At 63.9% G+C, this 18,262-nt stretch carries 14 protein-coding genes; 5 read left to right on the forward strand and 9 right to left on the reverse strand.

Going from position 1 to position 18,262, the window contains the following annotated elements:
* Positions 1–228: 228 nt before the first annotated feature.
* Entirely contained in the window at positions 229–1,629 is a 1,401-nt protein-coding gene (locus JJ896_02900; protein ID MBO6778580.1) for a serine hydrolase, read from the reverse strand.
* Positions 1,630–1,734: 105 nt separating this feature from the next.
* On the opposite strand from JJ896_02900, the gene JJ896_02905 reads away from it, so the two are divergent.
* A complete protein-coding gene (locus JJ896_02905) occupies positions 1,735–2,643 on the forward strand; it encodes an MBL fold metallo-hydrolase (protein ID MBO6778581.1) in 909 nt (302 codons plus the stop codon).
* A gap of 3 nt (positions 2,644–2,646) precedes the next feature.
* Positions 2,647–3,375 carry a hypothetical protein gene (locus tag JJ896_02910; protein MBO6778582.1) on the forward strand — a complete coding sequence of 243 codons (729 nt, stop codon included), beginning with the start codon at positions 2,647–2,649 and terminating at the stop codon, positions 3,373–3,375.
* Positions 3,376–3,424: 49 nt separating this feature from the next.
* Here JJ896_02910 and JJ896_02915 read toward each other — a convergent pair whose 3' ends face one another.
* The 5 genes from JJ896_02915 to JJ896_02935 form a co-directional block, all read right to left on the reverse strand.
* Complete coding sequence (locus tag JJ896_02915; GenBank protein MBO6778583.1) at positions 3,425–4,792, reverse strand: M24 family metallopeptidase; 1,368 nt, start codon at positions 4,790–4,792, stop codon at positions 3,425–3,427.
* Positions 4,789–5,175 (reverse strand): hypothetical protein, encoded by a 387-nt coding sequence (locus JJ896_02920; GenBank protein MBO6778584.1) that lies wholly within the window; start codon positions 5,173–5,175, stop codon positions 4,789–4,791. Before JJ896_02920 ends, JJ896_02915 begins: the two co-directional genes overlap by 4 nt.
* Before the next feature lie 3 nt (positions 5,176–5,178).
* Positions 5,179–8,148 carry an excinuclease ABC subunit UvrA gene (gene uvrA / locus JJ896_02925; protein ID MBO6778585.1) on the reverse strand — a complete coding sequence of 990 codons (2,970 nt, stop codon included), beginning with the start codon at positions 8,146–8,148 and terminating at the stop codon, positions 5,179–5,181.
* Positions 8,149–8,592: 444 nt separating this feature from the next.
* Complete coding sequence (locus JJ896_02930; protein MBO6778586.1) at positions 8,593–8,763, reverse strand: hypothetical protein; 171 nt, start codon at positions 8,761–8,763, stop codon at positions 8,593–8,595.
* Positions 8,764–8,840: 77 nt separating this feature from the next.
* The gene (locus JJ896_02935; GenBank protein MBO6778587.1) at positions 8,841–9,146 is read right to left on the reverse strand and encodes a DNA-directed RNA polymerase subunit omega; all 306 of its coding nucleotides are present in this window, start codon (positions 9,144–9,146) and stop codon (positions 8,841–8,843) included.
* A gap of 103 nt (positions 9,147–9,249) precedes the next feature.
* Here JJ896_02935 and JJ896_02940 point away from each other — a divergent pair, with 103 nt between their 5' ends.
* From JJ896_02940 to JJ896_02950, 3 genes are all read left to right on the forward strand, one after another.
* Complete coding sequence (locus tag JJ896_02940; GenBank protein ID MBO6778588.1) at positions 9,250–10,437, forward strand: divalent metal cation transporter; 1,188 nt, start codon at positions 9,250–9,252, stop codon at positions 10,435–10,437.
* A 59-nt stretch (positions 10,438–10,496) separates the two neighbouring features.
* Entirely contained in the window at positions 10,497–11,978 is a 1,482-nt protein-coding gene (locus tag JJ896_02945) for a hypothetical protein (GenBank protein MBO6778589.1), read from the forward strand.
* A gap of 84 nt (positions 11,979–12,062) precedes the next feature.
* Complete coding sequence (locus tag JJ896_02950) at positions 12,063–13,748, forward strand: beta-lactamase family protein (GenBank protein MBO6778590.1); 1,686 nt, start codon at positions 12,063–12,065, stop codon at positions 13,746–13,748.
* Here the strand turns inward: JJ896_02950 and JJ896_02955 are convergent.
* From JJ896_02955 to JJ896_02965, 3 genes are read right to left on the reverse strand one after another with little or no spacing between them, the layout of a single operon-like run.
* Complete coding sequence (locus JJ896_02955) at positions 13,745–14,359, reverse strand: hypothetical protein (GenBank protein ID MBO6778591.1); 615 nt, start codon at positions 14,357–14,359, stop codon at positions 13,745–13,747. The two genes, JJ896_02950 and JJ896_02955, sit on opposite strands and share 4 nt — an antisense overlap.
* Positions 14,359–14,895 carry a DUF1572 family protein gene (locus JJ896_02960; protein MBO6778592.1) on the reverse strand — a complete coding sequence of 179 codons (537 nt, stop codon included), beginning with the start codon at positions 14,893–14,895 and terminating at the stop codon, positions 14,359–14,361. The genes JJ896_02955 and JJ896_02960 overlap by 1 nt, the downstream gene beginning before the upstream one ends.
* 39 nt (positions 14,896–14,934) lie before the next feature.
* Positions 14,935–18,207, reverse strand: coding sequence for a T9SS type A sorting domain-containing protein (locus JJ896_02965; GenBank protein MBO6778593.1), 3,273 nt, complete (start codon positions 18,205–18,207; stop codon positions 14,935–14,937).
* Positions 18,208–18,262: the final 55 nt, after the last annotated feature.

The raw sequence follows: 18,262 nt of genomic DNA on the forward strand, positions 1-18,262 counted from the left end.
CCACGGTAGCTCGGATTTTTTTTGAACGAAGCGGGGACGTCCCTCCCGGTCATGGTCGGGACGCCCCACGCCGGTCCGGTTCACGGTGTGCGTGTGCCGGAAGCGGCGCTGCTTCGCCTCCCTTGGCACAGCGCATGGGATGACTACACCGTACCATCCCTCAAAGCGCTAATTCGGATCCATTGAGGCCATCCCTGCGGGAGACGCCCCAGTCAGGCGGGCAGGTCTCTACCGCTGGCGTGCGAGTTCCGCTTCCAGGCGCGCAATCATGGCGCGGCCGTTGGTATTGCCGGGATCCAGATCCACGGATACCCGATAGTTGAGCAGGGCCTTCTCCAGCTGGCCGGAGACCATGAACGCCTCCCCCAAGCTGTCGTACGGATTGCTGGCATCTGGGTATTCCTGCACGTTCAGCTCGAATACCTCTATCGCATCCTCGTAGCGCCCGGCGCGCAGCAAACGGTAGCCCAGGTCATTAAGGGTGTCTTCGGTGAAGGCGGACCGGGGGAAGCGATCCTGAGCACCCCGGTAGGCTTCCCGCAGGGAAGGTCCGGTGGAGTCTGCCATCGCCGCCCGCAGCGTGCGACCAACCTGGAACGAAGGATTGTCAAACCGCTCGTAGTTCAGCCACGGCACCGAAGGATGCGTCGTGCCATCCAGCACCTCCACCAGTCTGTGCAGAGCGAGCATGCCGTTGTCCGAGTTGCTGAAGAAGACAAACCCCCTTCCCTGACCCGGGTAGCCGGCTACAAAGGCTTTGTAGCCGCGGTTGTCGCCCCAATGCCAGACAGACTCGCCCTGCGCGGTCCGCTGCAATCCCCAGCCAAGTCCCCACGCGAGGCCATCGCCCGCATCCGCCTGTCGGGATACCGCGTCCTGCCAGATTGCGTCCGAAAGGCTCCAGCCACGCAGAAATGCCGCCAGGAAGCGGGCATAGTCGGCCGCGGTGGTATGTAGTGAGTACGCGGCATTGGCCTCGCCGGGAGTGAACTTGTCCAGGGGCGTGCCGTCGTCGGCGTGTCCGACGGCAACGAACGGGCCGAATGCCTCCCGCCAGACCAGCGAGGAGGAAGGCATGCCCAGCGGTACAAACACCCGATCTTCCACCATCGTGTGGAGCGGCCTGCGGGCCACCGCTTCCATGGCGCGCTGGAGGTACACGAAGCCCTCGCCCGAATACCCGAACGTGGAGCCCGGCGCATTCCTCAAGTCCAGTTGCCCACCCTGCGGGCGCCAGTTCGGCAGCCCCGAGGTATGGGACAGCACCATGCGCGCCGTGATCTCGCCGCCACGACCGGTATGCGCCAGGTCGGGGTACTCGACATACTCTGCAAGCGGCCTGTCCAGGTCCAGGAGCCCCTCCTCGACCAGCTGAAGCGCCACCAGGGCCACTACCGGTTTGGTCAGGGAAGCCGCCTCAAACACGGTGGAGGTGTCCACCGCAGGGTTCGTGGCCGCCGAGCGAACCCCAAACGCTCCGGCCCAGGAAATGCGGCCGTCTTCGACTATGGCCGCGCCCAGGCCTGTGATCTCCGCCTCCTCGAGCACTTCCCGCACGGCCTCGGACCGGTCCTGCGCTTGGACGGCAGAAACGCACACAATCACAGCAAACAGGAAGGCGACGCGCATATGGATCAGTTGCTTTGGGGACAGCGTTTTCTCACGGTTACCTCCGCATTTTGGTTTCGTGCGGAGCCCATCGCCCGTATTCTTTTGTCCCAAGCCCATCGACCCATGCTTTCCCGCCGCGCCTTTCTGGGCGGATTCTCGGCCCTTTCCGTGGGGGCCGCCCTCCGTCCCACTTCGCTGTTTGCCGTCCCGCAGCGGGGCAAATTCACGCCCATCCGAAGAGGAGTCGGAACGTTTGAAGCGCGAGGTGGCACAACGGGTTACCTGATTTCCCCGGATGCTCTCGTGGTGATTGATTCCCAATACCCTGAGACTGCGGAGGAGTGCTGGCAGGGCCTTCAGGAGCGTGCCGGGGACCGGCGGATCGACGTGCTTGCCAATACGCACCACCACGGCGATCACACTGCCGGCAACATCGTGCTGTCACAGCATGCGGATCGCCACATCGCGCACGCCGAGGCGGCCAGGCTGCATCAGGCCTCGGCCGAGGCACGGGGTAACGTGGATCAACAACGCGTAGCGGGGGAAACCTATCAGGAATCCCTGACCATGGATGTGGGCGATGAGGTCATCACCCTCACACACCACGGCGCCGCACATACCGGCGGTGACTCGGTGATCCATCTCGAGAAGGCCGACGTCGTGCATATGGGGGACCTGGTGTTCAACCGCATGCCGCCCTTCATCGACAAACCGGGTGGCGCATCCATCGCCGGGTGGATGGACCTGCTGGAGGCCACCTACGCCCGATTCTCGGACGACACCATCTTCATTCACGGGCATGCGGGCCCGAACTACACCGTCACAGGAACGCGTGAAGACCTGCTGGTCATGCGCGACTTCCTCTCAGGGCTGCTGGACTACGTACAAGCCGGCATCCGCAACGAGACCCCCCTGGACGAACTGGCAGTCGACCGCCTGCCGGACTTTCCGGAATACTACCTGGACTCGTGGGCCACGGCGATACCGAACGCCATCCGGGCCGCGCACCAGGAACTGACCGAAGGAGACTGAGCCATGCGCACCCTCTATCTAGTTCTTGTCGCCTCACTCGTTCTGGGGGCATGTGCCTCCGGCGAGGGCGAAGTGGCCGAGGCCGAGACGCCGGTTGAAACCGTAGTGTCGGATCGCCCAAACCATGAGAACCCTGCCGGCAATCCCGAGGGCGAAGTACCCCCGGGCTGGGAATGGCGGTTTGACCGTGGCCCCAACTACTCAGTGGGCTCTGAGGCGGACTCCGTGGACACGTTCTTCGTGACCATGACGCCCGGGTGGCACATCACCACCGCACCGGCGGGCATATTCTTCCATCCGGCAAGCACGGCGGACGGCTCCTACACGGCATCGACCCAGATCCACCTCTTCCCGCCCGGGAATCGCAATGAAGGGTACGGCATTCTCGTGGGCGGCTCAGACCTCTCTGGAGAAGCGCAGGAATACCTGTACTTCCTGCTTCGTCGCAGTGGTGAGTACCTGGTCAAGCTCCGGAAGGGCGCCGAGACGGAGACGCTCATTCCGTGGACGGCCCACGAATCCATCGTTGCCTACACGGAGGATACCGAGGGAACCGCCACCAACGTGATGGCGGTGCAGGTAGACGGCGAAACGCTGCGCTTTCACGTGAACGACGTTGAGGTCGCTACGCTGCCGAAAGCCGAACTCCCCACGGACGGGCTGGTCGGCCTGCGGTTCAACCACGCCATCGACGTACACGTCTCGGAGCTGACCGTGACTCCGGCGGCCTGACGCGGACGCCCCAGAGCTGCACGCGGGCTCGGGTCGCGATCCTGAGCTCCTAGCGGATCAGGTACATGCGTTCCTGTCGGGGATCGATGTAGGTGGTCGTGCGGCCGTCGAAAATGGCGTCCTCCTCGAGCATGATGCGCACGTCCTTGCCCCACTCGGGCACGGCAACCACTGCGTTCAGCTCAATCGAGTGCGCCGTGTTGGCGAACAGCGGATAGTCGCCTCGACCGGGCACGCCGCCCTGCTGATCCCAGAGTCCGATTGTCGGCCCTGCGCCGTGGCCGTGGAAGCCGATGGGGTGCGTGTAGATGGTGGCTCGAATGCCCTCTGCGGCGGCCTGCGCCAGCGCGGCCGCGAGGATTTGATTGCCTGAGCGCCCCTCCTCGAACTCGTCCGTGAGCACATCCTGAAGGCGATTCCCGACAGCCAGCGCATGCCTGAGGCCCTGTGGCGCGTCTGTCTCCCCGTGGCGGAGCACATACGCGTGTTGCTGGGTGTCCGTATTCAGGCGCAGATACGTGATGCCGAAGTCCACGTGCAGCAGATCTCCCCGACGGATGACGGCCGCGTCGGGTCGGCTGGAGAAGTCATCGTCCCTACCACCGGTTTCTGCTCGCTGCACCGAAACGCTGGGGTGGAACCAGGTAATCAGGCCAAGATCACGGATGCGGTCCCGATACCACCAGACCACATCGTCCGTGGTCGTGACTCCCGGGGATATAGCCTGGTCTGAGAAGCCCTCGCGGATGATGGTGCGGGCAATGCGCACGATATGCGGGTACATCTCCATCTCCAGGGCGGTGCGCGTTTCGAGCCAGCCGACCGAGAGACGATCCCCGGAGACCAGCCGGTCGCGGAATCGTGGCGCAAGGGCCGCAGTCAGACCCTGATACTCAGAATGCGTGAGCCCATCGCCCAGGGCAAACGTCTCGGACACGTTGATGGCGATGCGCTCGGGATCTCTGTCGGCCACGAGGTCTGCGAGGCGTTGCCACTGATCGGGCTGCTCCTCCGGATCCCAGGCCGCCTCGAACAGGGGACCGACCGCGTAGCGCGCAACGGCCAGACCCTCCACGCCGCTGTCCGTGCGATGCAGCACCAGCACCGTGCGCCTACGGGCAGCCAGCCACGTGGCGGGCAGCATGGTGCGGACAACCGGGTCCTCGTTGTACTCGCGGGCGGCAATGATCCAGAGGTCGACCTGCTCCCGGTCCATGAGCGCCGGAACCACGGTTCTCAGGCGGTCCTCCAGCATGCGGTCAATCACGGCAGCGCGCTCCCGCATGGAGAGAATGGCCGGCATCGTGAGCCCGCCATCGTCCGAAAGCATCCCGGGCTGCGCCTGCACGTCCGGAGACTGGCCCCGCGCCGGCATGGAAATGAACAGGAGCAGGGGTAGCAGTCTCAGCAGTTTCATGGCGAGTCGGGAGGGGCTGCGATGTTGAGAACGTCCGGAACGTCGTTGCGCTGCGGATTCGGGTTCACCAGCGCGCCGGTGAGGGGCAATTCGAAGGCAGTGACAAAATGGGCAATCGTCGAGAACCAGAATTCCTGCTGGAACTCAAAGAAGTCCTCGTCGAAGCCCGACCGCTCACCGGGGTGTCCGTTTATGTCCACATAGAACGTGCGAGGCCAGTCGGGATAGCGCTCTTGCGCCTCCTTGAGCAGCCCGAACACCTGGTTGGCGGCAGCGGGAAAATCGTCCTCCGGTCCGATCACCGCCAACAGCGATACCGAGTTGTCGAAGTTCATGGCGATGCCGGGGGCATCGGGCTTGTTGTAGGCCGGTACGAATGCCATGGATCAGCTCGCTTCTGCGTCTTCCAGTTCGGGTGCCTCGTCCTCGTCGTCGAAGGCCTCCGGCTCGTCCTCGTCGTCGCTCGCAAGTGCGTCGAGGTCCAGATCCGCGTCGGCCCCATCGCCCGAGAGGCCTGCGGACAGTTCCCGATCGAGCTCCACCTTCAGGTACCGGCCCGTGTGAGTGTCGGTGCCGGCGAGTTCCTCAGGCGTGCCGGCAGCCTGAATGCGACCGCCACCGCTTCCGCCGTCCGGGCCCAGGTCAATGACGTAGTCCGCGACCTTGACGACATCCATGTTGTGTTCGATCACGAGCACCGTATTGCCTTTGCGCACCAGCGCCTGCAGCACAGTCAGCAGGTGACGAATGTCTTCGAAGTGCAGGCCGGTCGTCGGCTCGTCCAGGATGTACAGCGTCTGTCCGGTCCCCGGCCGCGACAGTTCCTTGGCCAGCTTGACGCGCTGCGCCTCTCCGCCGGAGAGGGTGGTGGCCTGCTGACCGAGTCGGATGTACCCCAGCCCGACCGAATGCAGGGTGCGCAGTTTGCGCTCGATACGGGGCACGTTCTCGAAGAAGACCAGCGCCTCCGAAACCGTCATTTCCAGCACGTCCGCGATGGACTTGCCTTTGAAGCGCACGTCCAGCGTGTCCAGGTTGTAGCGACGTCCCTTGCAGGTCTCGCACTCCACATAGACATCCGGCAGGAAGTTCATCTCCAGCTTCACGATGCCTGCGCCCTTGCAGGTCTCGCAGCGGCCGCCCTTCACGTTGAATGAGAACCTGCCCGGCTTGTACCCGCGAATCTGGGCCTCCGGCAGTTGCGCGAACAGGTCCCGAATGTGCGAGAAGAGCCCGCTGTAGGTGGCTGGGTTCGAGCGCGGCGTGCGCCCGATCGGACTCTGGTCGATGTCGATGACCTTGTCGATGTGCTCGAGCCCCCGAATCTCCCGGTACGGCAGCGGGACCCGCTTCGCCTGGAAGAAGTGATTGGCCAGAATGGGGTAGAGCGTCTGGTTGATCAGGCTGGATTTGCCCGATCCCGACACGCCGGTCACACAGGTCAGCGTGCCCAGCGGCAGGCGGAGCAGATCCTCCTGCAGGTTGTGCCCACGTGCGCCCTCGAGCTCCAGCCAGGCGCCATTGCCGGTTCTGCGTGCGGCCGGAAGGGCGATGCGCTTCTCGCCGCGCAGATAGGCCGTCGTCAGACTGGACTCGCCATTCTGTCCCGAAGGCAATTTGGCTGGAGGCGCGGCGCCCAGCACGCGGCCCCCGTGCTCTCCGGCGCCCGGCCCCAGATCCACGACAAAGTCGGCCTCTTCGATCATTTCCCGGTCGTGCTCCACCACGAGCACCGAGTTCTCGAGGTCCCGAAGTCGTTTCAGGGATGCTATCAGCCGGGCGTTGTCTCGCGCATGCAGGCCGATGGAGGGCTCATCCAGCACGTAGAGCACGCCCGTCAGCTGCGTGCCGATCTGGGTGGCGAGCCGGATGCGCTGACTTTCCCCGCCGGACAGCGTGCGCGCGGTGCGGTCCAGGCTCAGGTAACCGACACCCACGTCCAACAGGAAGTCCAGGCGCTCACAGATCTCCTTGACGATCTGGCGGGCGATGGCCCACTGCCGCTCCCTCCATTCGACGTCGTCAAACCAGGCCCGCAGTGACGCCAGGTCCATGCGAGCCAACTGCGCGATGTTTTTGTCGCCGATGCGGAAAGAGAGACTCTCCGGCTTCAGTCGGCCGCCGCCGCAGGACGAACAGTCCTGCCGACGCATGAAGCCCTCCGCCCATTTGCGCGAGGTGTTGGACGAAGTCTGCTCGTACGTGTGCCAGATATGGCCGTGCACCCCCGTGAAGCGGTGCTTGTACCGCACTTCCCGGTCCTTGTACTTGTAGACGATGTCGAACTGCTCCTCTCCGGCACCTTCCAGGATTACCCGCTGCTGCTCCTCGCTGAGCTTCTCGAAGGGGGTGTCGAAATCGAAGTCGTAGGCCTCCGCTACCGCTCGCAGCTGGCTGAAAATCCAGACGTCCCTCGGCTTTCCCAGTGGCGCGATACCGCCCTCGGCAATGGTCTTGTCCGGGTTGGGAACGATGAGGTCCGGGTCCAGCTCGCGGCGCATGCCGAGACCGTTGCAGTCGGGGCAGGCGCCGTACGGTGAGTTGAAGCTGAACGTGTTGGGACTTGGATCATCGTAGGACAGTCCGTCATCCGGGCTGAAGAGGTGGCGACTGAAGAGCCGGTCTTCATGCCCATCGGCCGATACAATGGAGGCGATCAGCGTGCCGCCTCCCATTCCCAGTGCGGTGTCCACGGATGCCGACACGCGGGAGCGGATACCTTCCTTGACCACGAGACGGTCGACAACGACTTCGATGTCGTGCGTCTTGTACCGGTCCACCTTCATGCCCGCGGTGATCTCCGTCAGCTCGCCGTCAATGCGCACACGCTCGAACCCCTGGCGGCCGACCTGCTGGAAGAGCTCGCGGTAGTGGCCCTTGCGGCCCTTCACCACCGGTGCCAGCAGGATAACCTTCGTGCCCTCGGGCAGGCCCATCACGCCGTCGACGATCTCATCGTCCGACTGCTTACGCATGGCCGCGCCGGACTTCCAGGAGTACGCGTCCGAAGCGCGCGCAAAGAGCAGCCGCAGGAAGTCGTAGATCTCGGTGACTGTGCCGACTGTGGACCGGGGGTTTCGGCTGACGGTCTTCTGCTCGATGGCGATCACCGGACTCAGACCGTCGATGTGGTCCACGTCCGGTCGCTCCATCATACCCAGGAACTGCCGGGCATAGGCCGACAGGCTCTCCATGTAGCGCCGCTGGCCTTCGGCATAGATGGTGTCGAACGCCAGCGAGGACTTGCCAGAGCCGGACAATCCCGTGATCACCACCAGTTCGTTGCGCGGGATCTCCAGACTGATGTTCTGGAGGTTGTGCTCCCGGGCTCCCTGTATGACGATGCGATCTTCCATGGCCGGGCCCACGGCCCGAATTGGCGGCGGCAAAGAACTTCTGTTACCGGGCGTATAGGCAATCGTTTCGCCGGTTGCCGTCAAAAAATGCTGTCACATATGTGGGTCAGGCCGGTCATGTCCGGGCCGGTCTTCCGGGGCCACGTGGAATGGCCGGTCCTGATTCCACGTTCTGGCGTTTTTTTGGGGAGCCAAGGTGGAGAATCGGCCCTGATTCCATGTCTGGGCGGTTTTTGGCCGGCCCAGGTGGAAAAGGGGGGCTTGATTCCACGTATCAGGCAAATCGCTCCTGAGCGCTGTGGCTTGAGCCGGCGCGTGGGGGCACTCGACGGGACCGCGCCGCACTTCGCCCCGACCGCGCAGCGACCGCTCCGACCGCGCACCGCTCCGACCGCGCCGCACCCCGCAGGTCGCCCCGGCCGCCGCCGCGTGGCGCGTGGCGAATCAGCCCTCGTCCGGAATGAACAGGAAGAGCGCAATGGCCAAAAACGCCACCCCTCCGAGCAGCATCCCGGATAGCTCCGTATTCAGCGACCCGTCTTCCATGGGGATGAGTATCGCCAGTACTGCGGCCAGCAGGCTGCCGCCGAGAATGATCTTCTTGTTCTTGCCCATGGCAGTGCCGGAACGGGAGCAAAAGAAAAGGGCGGCCACTCAGCGCGGCCGCCCTCTAAAATCAGAGTCTGCGAACCCTAAAACTCGTCTTCGATCGAGGTGGCCTCGCGATAGTACAGCTCGTTGTTCAGGAACTGGTCGATGGCCTGGTTGGTGGGCTCGGTGCGAACCTCGTACTCCAGAGAAATGCGGGCCTGCTCTTCCTGGAAGCGCGGGTCTTCAAGCTCCTGGTCGAAGCCTTCGAAGTAGGCCAGTTTCTCATCCAGCTCGGCCTTGGTGTGCATGGCCACCTGACGTGCACGCTTGGCCAGGATGGCCACGGTCTCGTACATGTTGCCGGTGGTCGCGGCAAGCTGGTCAATATCTACGGTCTTGATCGACATGGTTCGTCTTGATTTGGCGCCCTGAGAATTGGGGCAGCGTCCTTTCATGCCTTTACAGGCCGGGCTGTTTCTTTCATCAAGGAAACTTCACGATTTTCGATCCATGAAGACCCGTCTTGGCACCTCCTCGCTCGTCGTAGCCGCATTTGTAGGCCCCGGCACCGTGCTCACCTGCGCCTCGGCCGGGGTGCGCTTTGACTATGCGCTCGGCTGGGTACTCGTGTTTGCTTCGCTGGCTGTGTTTGTGCTGCAGTCCTTTACAGCCGCTTCCGGCATTCTGGCCGGCAAGGGCCTGGGCGATGCGCTACGCGACCTGGCCACCCGACCGATCGCCCGGGGCGCCGTCAATGTGCTGGTGGTTCTGGGACTCTGGGTGGGCTGCGCTGCATTCGAAACCGGAAATCTGCTGGGTGCGGCCGCCGGATTCGAAGCGGCGCTCGGACTGCCGTCGTCCGTAGCGGTCGTGCTCTGCGCGGTCGCAGCGCTGGTGTTGCTGCTCTTCAACCTCAAGGCCGTAACGACCATACTTGCGGGTCTGGTTGCCGTGATGAGCGTTGTCTTTCTGACGTCTGCTATGCTGGCGGACATAGACTGGGGTGCCTTTGTGCGAGGGCTGGCGGTGCCCACCGTGCCTGACGGCTCCATTGTGACGGTGATCGCGCTCATGGGCACCACCGTGGTCACCTACAACCTGTTTCTCCACGCATCGGCGTCGCGACGCTACTGGGCAGCCGACGAAACAGAGCGGGCGTGGAGGGGCGAACTGCGCGGCATGGCGCTGTTCATTCCGCTGGGGGGACTCGTATCGCTGTGCATTCTGGCCACGGGCGCTGCGGTCTCCGAAGGCGGGATGCCGGCCAGCATCGGTGAGTTTGCCGTGCTGCTTGAGCCTGCCGCCGGCGCGGCCTCGCGCTACCTGTTTGCGGCGGGTCTGCTGGCCGCCGGACTCACCTCCGCGGTTACCGCTCCCCTTGCGGCCGCAGCTGGCATCTCCGAGTTGTTCGCCTGGGACGCGGACGGCCCGCGGTTCCGAATCATCTGGGCGTCCGTTCTTGCCACGGGCGTGTTCTTCGCTCTGACGGGCGTGAGCCCGTTGCAGCTGATCATCGCGGCACAGGCGGCCAATGGGGTGCTGCTACCCCTGATCGCGGGCCTGGTGGTGTTTGTTGCGGTGCGTCAGCGGGCCACCAGGCTTCCGGGCTGGTACCTCGGCCTGGGCGGGGTGATTGTGCTGGTCTGTGCCGGGCTCGGTGTGCGCACACTGATGTGGGTCTGGGGACAGCTGGCCTGAGTCCGACGGCTGGCACGGTCTTGGACATCTGCAGGGCATACCACCCTGCTGTCACTGCCATGACTCGCACGCTTTCTGTGGTTGCCTTGTCGGCAATCGCCCTTTTTTACGCCGGATGTGACGCTTTCGCGCCCGATGAGGATACCGGCGGTACCGTCACTCTCGCCGGTTCGGTCCTGAATCTGGAGACAAATAATCCCATCGACGGAGCATTTGTCCGCGTCCTGCCCTTCGACCTGCTGTTTGAGGTCGGCCTGGACGGTTCGTACGAGCTGACCGTAGACGTCGACAGCACCATGGACCTTCAGGTGGTCGCAGGCTCGGACGGCTTCGATACCGCGAAGGTGACCGTGCTGGCATTGGCCGGCCGCGTGATCGAAGTCCCCACGCTCCGGTTGAACCAGGTGGTGGCCAAGGAGCCCGAGTCGGGACGCGCCCACAGCCTGCTGCTGCTGCGGCAGTCTGCAAACGTTATCGGTGTGCGCGAGGGCGGTTCGGAGGAAGTGGCTTCGCTCACGTTCCAGGTGGTCGACTCGATCGGCCGGCCGGTGGTACTCGACAAGTCAACGTTGGTCGATTTCAGCTTCGGCGTGCGGCCCGGCGGCGGCGAGTCCATCGCCCCGGCTTCCGCAGAAACGGACAACAACGGCGTAGCTACCGTGACCTTGTCTTCTGGCACGCGGGCCGGCGTCGCCCAGGTCATCGCGGAAACCAACGTGGCGGGCAAGGTGGTGCGCTCACAGCCGGTTGCCGTAAGTATCCACGGGGGCCTGCCCGACCAGGCCCACTTCAGTGTGGGGCCAAAGGAATTCAATTTTGAGGGCCTGAACATCTTCGGCATCTCCAACAGCATCTCCATCATCGTGGGCGACCAGTATGCCAACCCAGTGCGCGCCGGAACCTCGGTCTACTTCACAAGCACGCATGGTGTCATCAGCGGATCTGTGACGACGGACGATCAGGGCCGAGGAAGCGTCGAGCTGCAGGCCGCAAATCCGCTCCCCCAGGACGGAGTGGCCGTGATTACCGCCACGACTGCCGATGTCAACAACGTCGCGGTCATAGGCCAGACCCCAGTGGTCTTCTCGGGTATCCCTGTGGTGACCATCTCCCCGACCACGGTGGCGTTGGGCACCACCTATCGTGTCACTGTCACGGACCAGAACGGCAACCCCCTTGTCCAGGGTACCAGCATCAACAATTCGGTGGAAGGCACGGCCGTCAAGGCCGTGGGAAGTACGAGCATCCAGCTGCCCGACACACAGTTCATCGGGGGCATGACCTACGCCGACGTGGCTCGCGGCCCGGGTATCACCGAATTCGTATTCCGCGCGGTCGAAAACGTCGACCCCAATGCCCAGAATCCGCCTACTCCTGTGGTTGAAGCGGTGACGGTCCGTGTGTCCGGCCGGAACGGTCGGCTTGAACTCGTGCTGGGCGGTGGCTCAAAGCAGGGCCTGGTGCAGACGTCCGATGATGCGATCGTCACCACACTGCCCGACGGTACGCTGCGGGTACAGGCCGCGCCGCCAACGCGATAGGTCTCGGTCCTGCTACCGCACGGCGCCGTGCACTAATTCCGACAGGCGTACGTTAAGGGGGAGTCTCAAGACCCCACTCCCCACATGCGATTGCGTTACTGTCTGCCGCTACTGGCAGCCACGATGCTGGCCGCGCCGAGCACCGCCCAGCAAGGCCCCTCACCCGAGATCCGCGCTCTGATCGACGCGCTGGTAGAGACCCTCAACAGCTCGCACGATGAGGCCATCCCCCTCTTCGTCGTCCAGCATGTGCACCCCGACTACGTGGCCGAACGCGGCAATGAGGGCATCGAGGCCGAGTTGCGAGAGATGCGCAGTGCTGTTTCCGGTGCCAACGACCTGGGCGTGGACCGCACCGAGAGCGGCCTGCGACTGATGTTTCGGGGGGCCGGGCGTACGGCCCGGGTCATGGTGGCCATCCCGTTTGAGAGCCCGAATCTGATTACCGGTCTCGGGCTCGACGTCTCGGGGGGAGGACGCGCGGATGTGGCGCAGGAGCCCACATCAGCCTCAGAGGCCATCGGTGTCCGTCTGCGTGGCCTGGAAGGGGTGTGGGAGACTGGAAGCGCCGACGGTTTCATCAGCGAGCACGTTGACCCGAATGCGGTGGACGCGGACATGCTGGAGGCGCTCGAGCATGCTCGCATCATCGGCTCACGCGCCGGCGGCATCATGGTAGGACAGGAAGGGGGCGTGGGCCTTCTGAAACTGCGCGGGCCAGGAGTAGGCGGCGATTTCCGGCTCTGGGTCCAGGAAGGTGCGCCGTACAAGGTGACACGACTGGAATTCGACGCGGTCAGTGAGACCGAAGGCGAGGAGCCCGCGGCTCCGTCCTTCGACTGGGAGACGGTGGAGCAGGCGCTGGAAGAGCGGGCTCGCGAAGGTTTCAACGGTTCCGTCCTGATCGCAAGGGACGGCGAGGTCGTATTGCAGCGAGGCTTTGGCCGCGCCAGCAGTGACCCGCCGAGCAGCCTGACGCCGGAGCACCAGTTTGATATCGGGTCGATGCCCATCGACTTCACACGTGGCGCGCTGCTGCTCCTGGCCCAGCAGAATCGCATCGATCCGGATCATGCGATCACCGAGTATCTGGATGACGTGCCCCAGGACAAGGAGAGCATGACCCTGCGACATCTCATGACCGGCGCGTCAGGTCTGCCGAATTATCATCATCTCCCGGAGGACGACGACGCCGACCTGACCTATATCGACAGGGAGGAGGCCGTACGGCGCATTCTGGCTCGCCCGCTGCTCTTTGCGCCGGGTGCAGGTGAGGCTCATAGCCATTCCGCCTGGACCCTGCTGGCAGCGATCGTTGAAGTCGCCTCCGGCGAGTCCTTCGAGGAGTTTCTGATGGCACACTTCTTCGGGCCCGCCGGGATGACGCGGACCACGTGGTATGGCCCGGACAGCAGATTCTCGGTGTCCGACCAGGCGGTGGGCTATGGTCAGCCTGCGTCTGACCCGAACATCCCCCTTGAATGGGGCAGGGCCTCGTGGCTCGTCATGGGCGGAGGTGGCATGGTGTCTACCCCGGGCGACCTGTACCGGTGGCACCGTTTTGTGCGGTCAGACGCGCTCCTGACCGCCCGGTCTCGAGACATGCTTCCGCAACAAGGCGTTTTCATGGGCGATTCGGACCGCGGCTTCCTCACCGTGGTATCGTTCACGCCGCAGGATGTGGTCATCGCCAGCACCAACTCATTCCGTCGCGACGGCGACATGGCCCACCAGACCCTGCGTGGCCTGGCACGCCTCACCATGCGCTAGGTGCGGTAGTGGGCGTACAGCTCCAGGTCGTACCGCTCGAAGTAGAACTTGTGCTCGCCACGGGCTTCAACGTGGGGAATCACGAATCGCGCGGGGCCGGAGGCTGCGGTTGAAAACAGAGTGCGCAGCCGGTCTGCCTGCGGGGCAGGCGAGAACAGCGCCCAGTCTACGCCATCATGGGCTGGTTCGGCGATGAGCACGATGCCGCCCCCGTCCAGCCGCGGGCGGAGCGACGGCAGGCGTTCACGGACCGGACCGGGGGACAGTGGCTCATGAGGTCGGAGGCCGGCAGTCAGCACATCGCCCTGGAGACCTGCCGCGAGCGCATGGCCCGTATCAACCTGGTCCAGGGACCCTGCCCGCTCCCGGTAGACATGATCCGAGGCCAGAAGCGTGACCAGACTGGGTATCCAGGCGGACGCCACCGTCGTGGCTCCCGTTCGGTCGGCTTCGAGGTCTGTGCCCGCCAGGTAGCCTCGATAATAGCGTGGACCTCGCAGAAACTGCTCGAGAGACTGCCGCATGTCGGGCTGTCGGGCCTCGGCAGACAGGTCCGTGGCCAGAATCTCGAGGGACGCCGGCTCCTCATGGAAGTACTTGACTACCTGCACTACCAGCGCGTGGTCACCGAGCCGTCGGCGGCAGCCTCGTAGAAACCGAGGTCTTCTTCGATTCGGAGCTTGGTGATGTAGGTGATCTGCCCCGTGTGGCCGGAGAAGTGCTCGACCACGTGGTACACCGCCTGCAGCACGGTCATGGAGAACCCCTGCACCGTGCGCGTTTCGGAGAGCCGCGATTCCTCCAGGTTGGCGAGCGCAGCGTCGATGTCCTTCATGGTGGTCTCCAGAAGTCTTGCCAGCGTTGCCGCATCGAACTCTCCATCAGCGGAGAATTCTGCGCTGCGTACCCGGATGTCATGCTCGCCCGCGATGGAGGCGATGATCCACTGGCGAGCATTTCCGCAGAGGTGCAGCACCAGGTTGCCGATGCTGTTCGAGGCCGGGTTGGGTCGCCACCAGACATCCTTGTCCTGCAGGCGATCAAGGCAGGCAAGGATCTTCGGCACGTACTCGTCCCGCAGTTGCGCACGACTCTGCTGAAGAAAGGCAGCGGCCGGATGGGCGGAAACCTCTGGAAAGACGGACATGCGATGCTCGGGATGGGTGATGCCGAGCAGGGTCCGGTCTCAGAATACGTTGAGCGTGGGCTGTTTCTTCACCACGCCCAGCTTCAGGACCTGCTCTCCCCGCTCGGTGTCGATGTGAACAAGGTACATGCCGGAGGCGATGGGAAGGTTCTCCGATGTGCGCAGATCCCAGGGCAGGTGCCGGTCCGGAGAGTTCTTCTGCAGCGTGCGTACCAGGGTGCCGGAAAGCGTGTAGATGCGAATCTTGGCCCAGATGGGCATGTTGGTAAAGCGCACCTCGTCCGTCAGCTGGCTCGTCTCGTAGGCGGAGGCACCCTTGTAGGGGTTGGGCGTCACCCCGATGAGGTAGTCCTCCTCCTGTACACCCTCCGGCCTGACGAGCGCAGACGTATTGAGTACGAATCTGTCGCCGGGCTGCACGCTGGCGGTGGTGGACAACCGAATGGTGGTTCCGGGCTCCGGCATCCATGCATTCAGCACGCCGTCCGCGGCGGGTCTTCCCATGGCTCCGTTCCAGTTCATCAGCGACATCCGTCCCCACGTGACGGGTCCAAACGCGGCGGATCCATCCTGTCTGGCAGTTTGCAGCCAGGTTGCATACCCGGATTCTCCCGGGCTCTCGTCCAAAGGCAGGTGCCAGTAGAACCAGTCCGTAAACGGATCATCCGGATCCGGGGAGGCCGGATGATCAGACAGCAGGATGTTGAAAACGCCGTTGCCGTCGATATCGTTGACCACGGGGATCATACGGACGTCGTCGCTGGGATCACCCGTGCTGCGAATTCCGGTGCGCCACAGTTCAAACGGCACTCTGATCAGACCGCCTGTGGTCCAGGGGTCCCACGCATATGCGTCGCGCTCCGTGAAACGAATCTCCCATTCCCACGGGGCAATCCGGTCCCAGCCTCCCTGCTCGCGAACGGTGCGATCCAGGAAGACCTCCCACGGTGAGCAATCCAGATCAGGGCAGAGCCGCGACTGGCCGGTGACGACCATCCAGGTGGCATCGGTCGTCGACTGCTGTCGTCCCGCCTGCGCAGCCGGAGTCGGGTAGCCGAGCCAGGCCGGCGCCGCAGTAACAGGCTCCGCCAGCCGCCCGGCGTTGTTGGAAACGACCTCAATGTGGCTCACCGCCGCGGGCGCGACGGTACTGGTCACGTTCAGGGACAGCCCGTCAAACCGGAGCACATCGACCCCTCTGGGCGGCCCGGGAAGTGGAGATGTTGAGCCGTCGAATGCCAGAGTTCCGTCCTGTCGTGTCACCGTCAGGGAAAGCCGGTCCGCATCGGTCGAATCCAGTCCGGGGATTTGCACGAACGAGATATCGTAGATGTCGCCGGTGAGTTGCACGTCGTTCACCACGTTCGCGCTGACCACGCTGGAGCCCACGTTCTCGTTGGACTCGATGGCGAGCAGCGATCCAATGCCACGGGCCATGTTGCTGCCCGACTCCTGGAGATACTGCTCGCCAAGGGGAGTGATCGCGGAAACGCTGCGGCTGGGTACGATTTCGACGCGCGTGATTGGCCCGTTCAGCACGCGCGGACTTGAGTACGGGTTGTAGGCGTATGCCTGCACCCCATACCAGTAGCTTCGGTAGTTCGTCAGCCCCTGCAGCAGATAGTGGTGGCGGAGTCCCGAGTCGGAGCCGTTTGCAGCGAGGTAGGTCAACTCCTCACCCTCGACTACCCTGGTCACGCCATTCTTGACATCGAAGGTGGCGACCTCCTGTCCCCTCACATCGGCCGGCCCGTCGAAGCGCAGTACCCGATAGCCTTCCAACCGATAGTGGCGGTCGGGCGCCCGGGGGGACAGGGCCTCATTCGGCATCTGATAGGAGTCCAGATAGTTGTTGTCCTGCTGCCTGTAGTTCCACTGCAGCAGTGCTTCGCCGTTGCGCTCGGTCACAGTCAGGCGCGGCGCATCGGGAGGTTCGGCGGTTTCAAAGCCGACATCGTAGAAGTGCTGGATGATTCGCGCGTCTTCCTTGAGCTTGCGCACCGAGTCGATGTTGTCGGCACCAAAGGAGGTGATGATCGCAAAGGCGAACCGCACTTCCTCTCCCGGCGCGAGGTCGAAGACCGTCGTCGTGGCCAGCATGCGGCGATCGGCCGGGGCCCTGGCCGTGCCCTTGTTGTCCGAATCGAACTCGGACCAGTACTCCGGAGGCATGGCCGGGAAGAAGAAGTTGGTGGGCTCGTTTGAAAAGTCACGCCCATTCCCCCCTACGGTGAGGCGCTGGCCGTCCTTCCACCGGGCCTGCATGAAGTTGTACATGTCCCGGGCGTCTCCGGGGTCTCCCATGACGCCGCCGCCACCGCTGTAGTACATCATGGAGCTCATGAGGCGCGGCCGTTGCTCTTCCGGGCTCTCCTCCCCGGAGCGTACTACCTGGGTTTGCGGATTGGGGACCTCCAGAAACTGGTAGCCGGTCGCCGGCGGCGCGTCGCCGTAGCCTGCCGACCCTTCGTCGTGGTTGTCCGAGTTGTACACGTACATGAGGCCAAGCACGGAATCAGAGCCCACATAGTCGTCATCGAAGTTACCCAGATCGGGGTCCGTGAAGACGGAGATGTAGGCGTCCTCGAGGAGAGCATCCCCTTTCATGAACACGCGGTACGTGTGGAACGTGGTGTTTCCGAGCACATCGCCGCTGGAGAACACAAACGCGGATGCATGGATCTCCACCCCCAGCGGGAGTGCATTCGTGCGGGTGTGCACATTGCCCCGGTCATTCATGATCCACCAGGCCATCTGATCGCCGGAAATGTCCGGACGCTCGCCGGCGCGGAGGTCGATCCTGCGCTCCACCCGCTCGGCGAGGGGTAGATGCAACAGGTCGACCGGTTCGCCCCACCTGTCTACGGTCGGCGCTCCGAGTCCGGTCGGCCAGTCCGCCAGGTCCGGCGATGCGATCCCGCTGTTCTCGTAAGTCGCTACATCCTCCCGCGCTACTTCGTACACCCGGTCATAGAAGCTGCAGTCCGCCGGGGGTTTGCCCGCATCGTCCAATGGGCCGGCCCAGAATTCGTGCGGGCCGTAGGTCGAACCTGCCATGCGGAGTTGCCTGCCCACCTGACCTCCGATCCAGATGCCACTCGCAAAGATCGCGTTGGCAGGACCACCCTTCGGCACGTTGTAGACGTGGGGTGAGCCCCGCCAGAACAGGCCGCCGTTGTTGAGAATGCGCGCCCGCACGTTGCCGACGTCCAGATAGGCCTCGCCGATACTCCTCTGACAGGTGCCCGTGCTCTGGGCATGCACCGTCGCGGTCGCGACCAGCAACAACAGGATCAGGGGGAGGGTGCGCATTCAGGAAGCGAGTTGGACGTCGCGAACAAACGAACACCCGGGTCCCTGCACCGCG

It is taken from the genome of Rhodothermales bacterium, from assembly GCA_017643395.1.
Taxonomy (GTDB): Bacteria; Bacteroidota; Rhodothermia; order Rhodothermales; family UBA10348; genus JABDJZ01.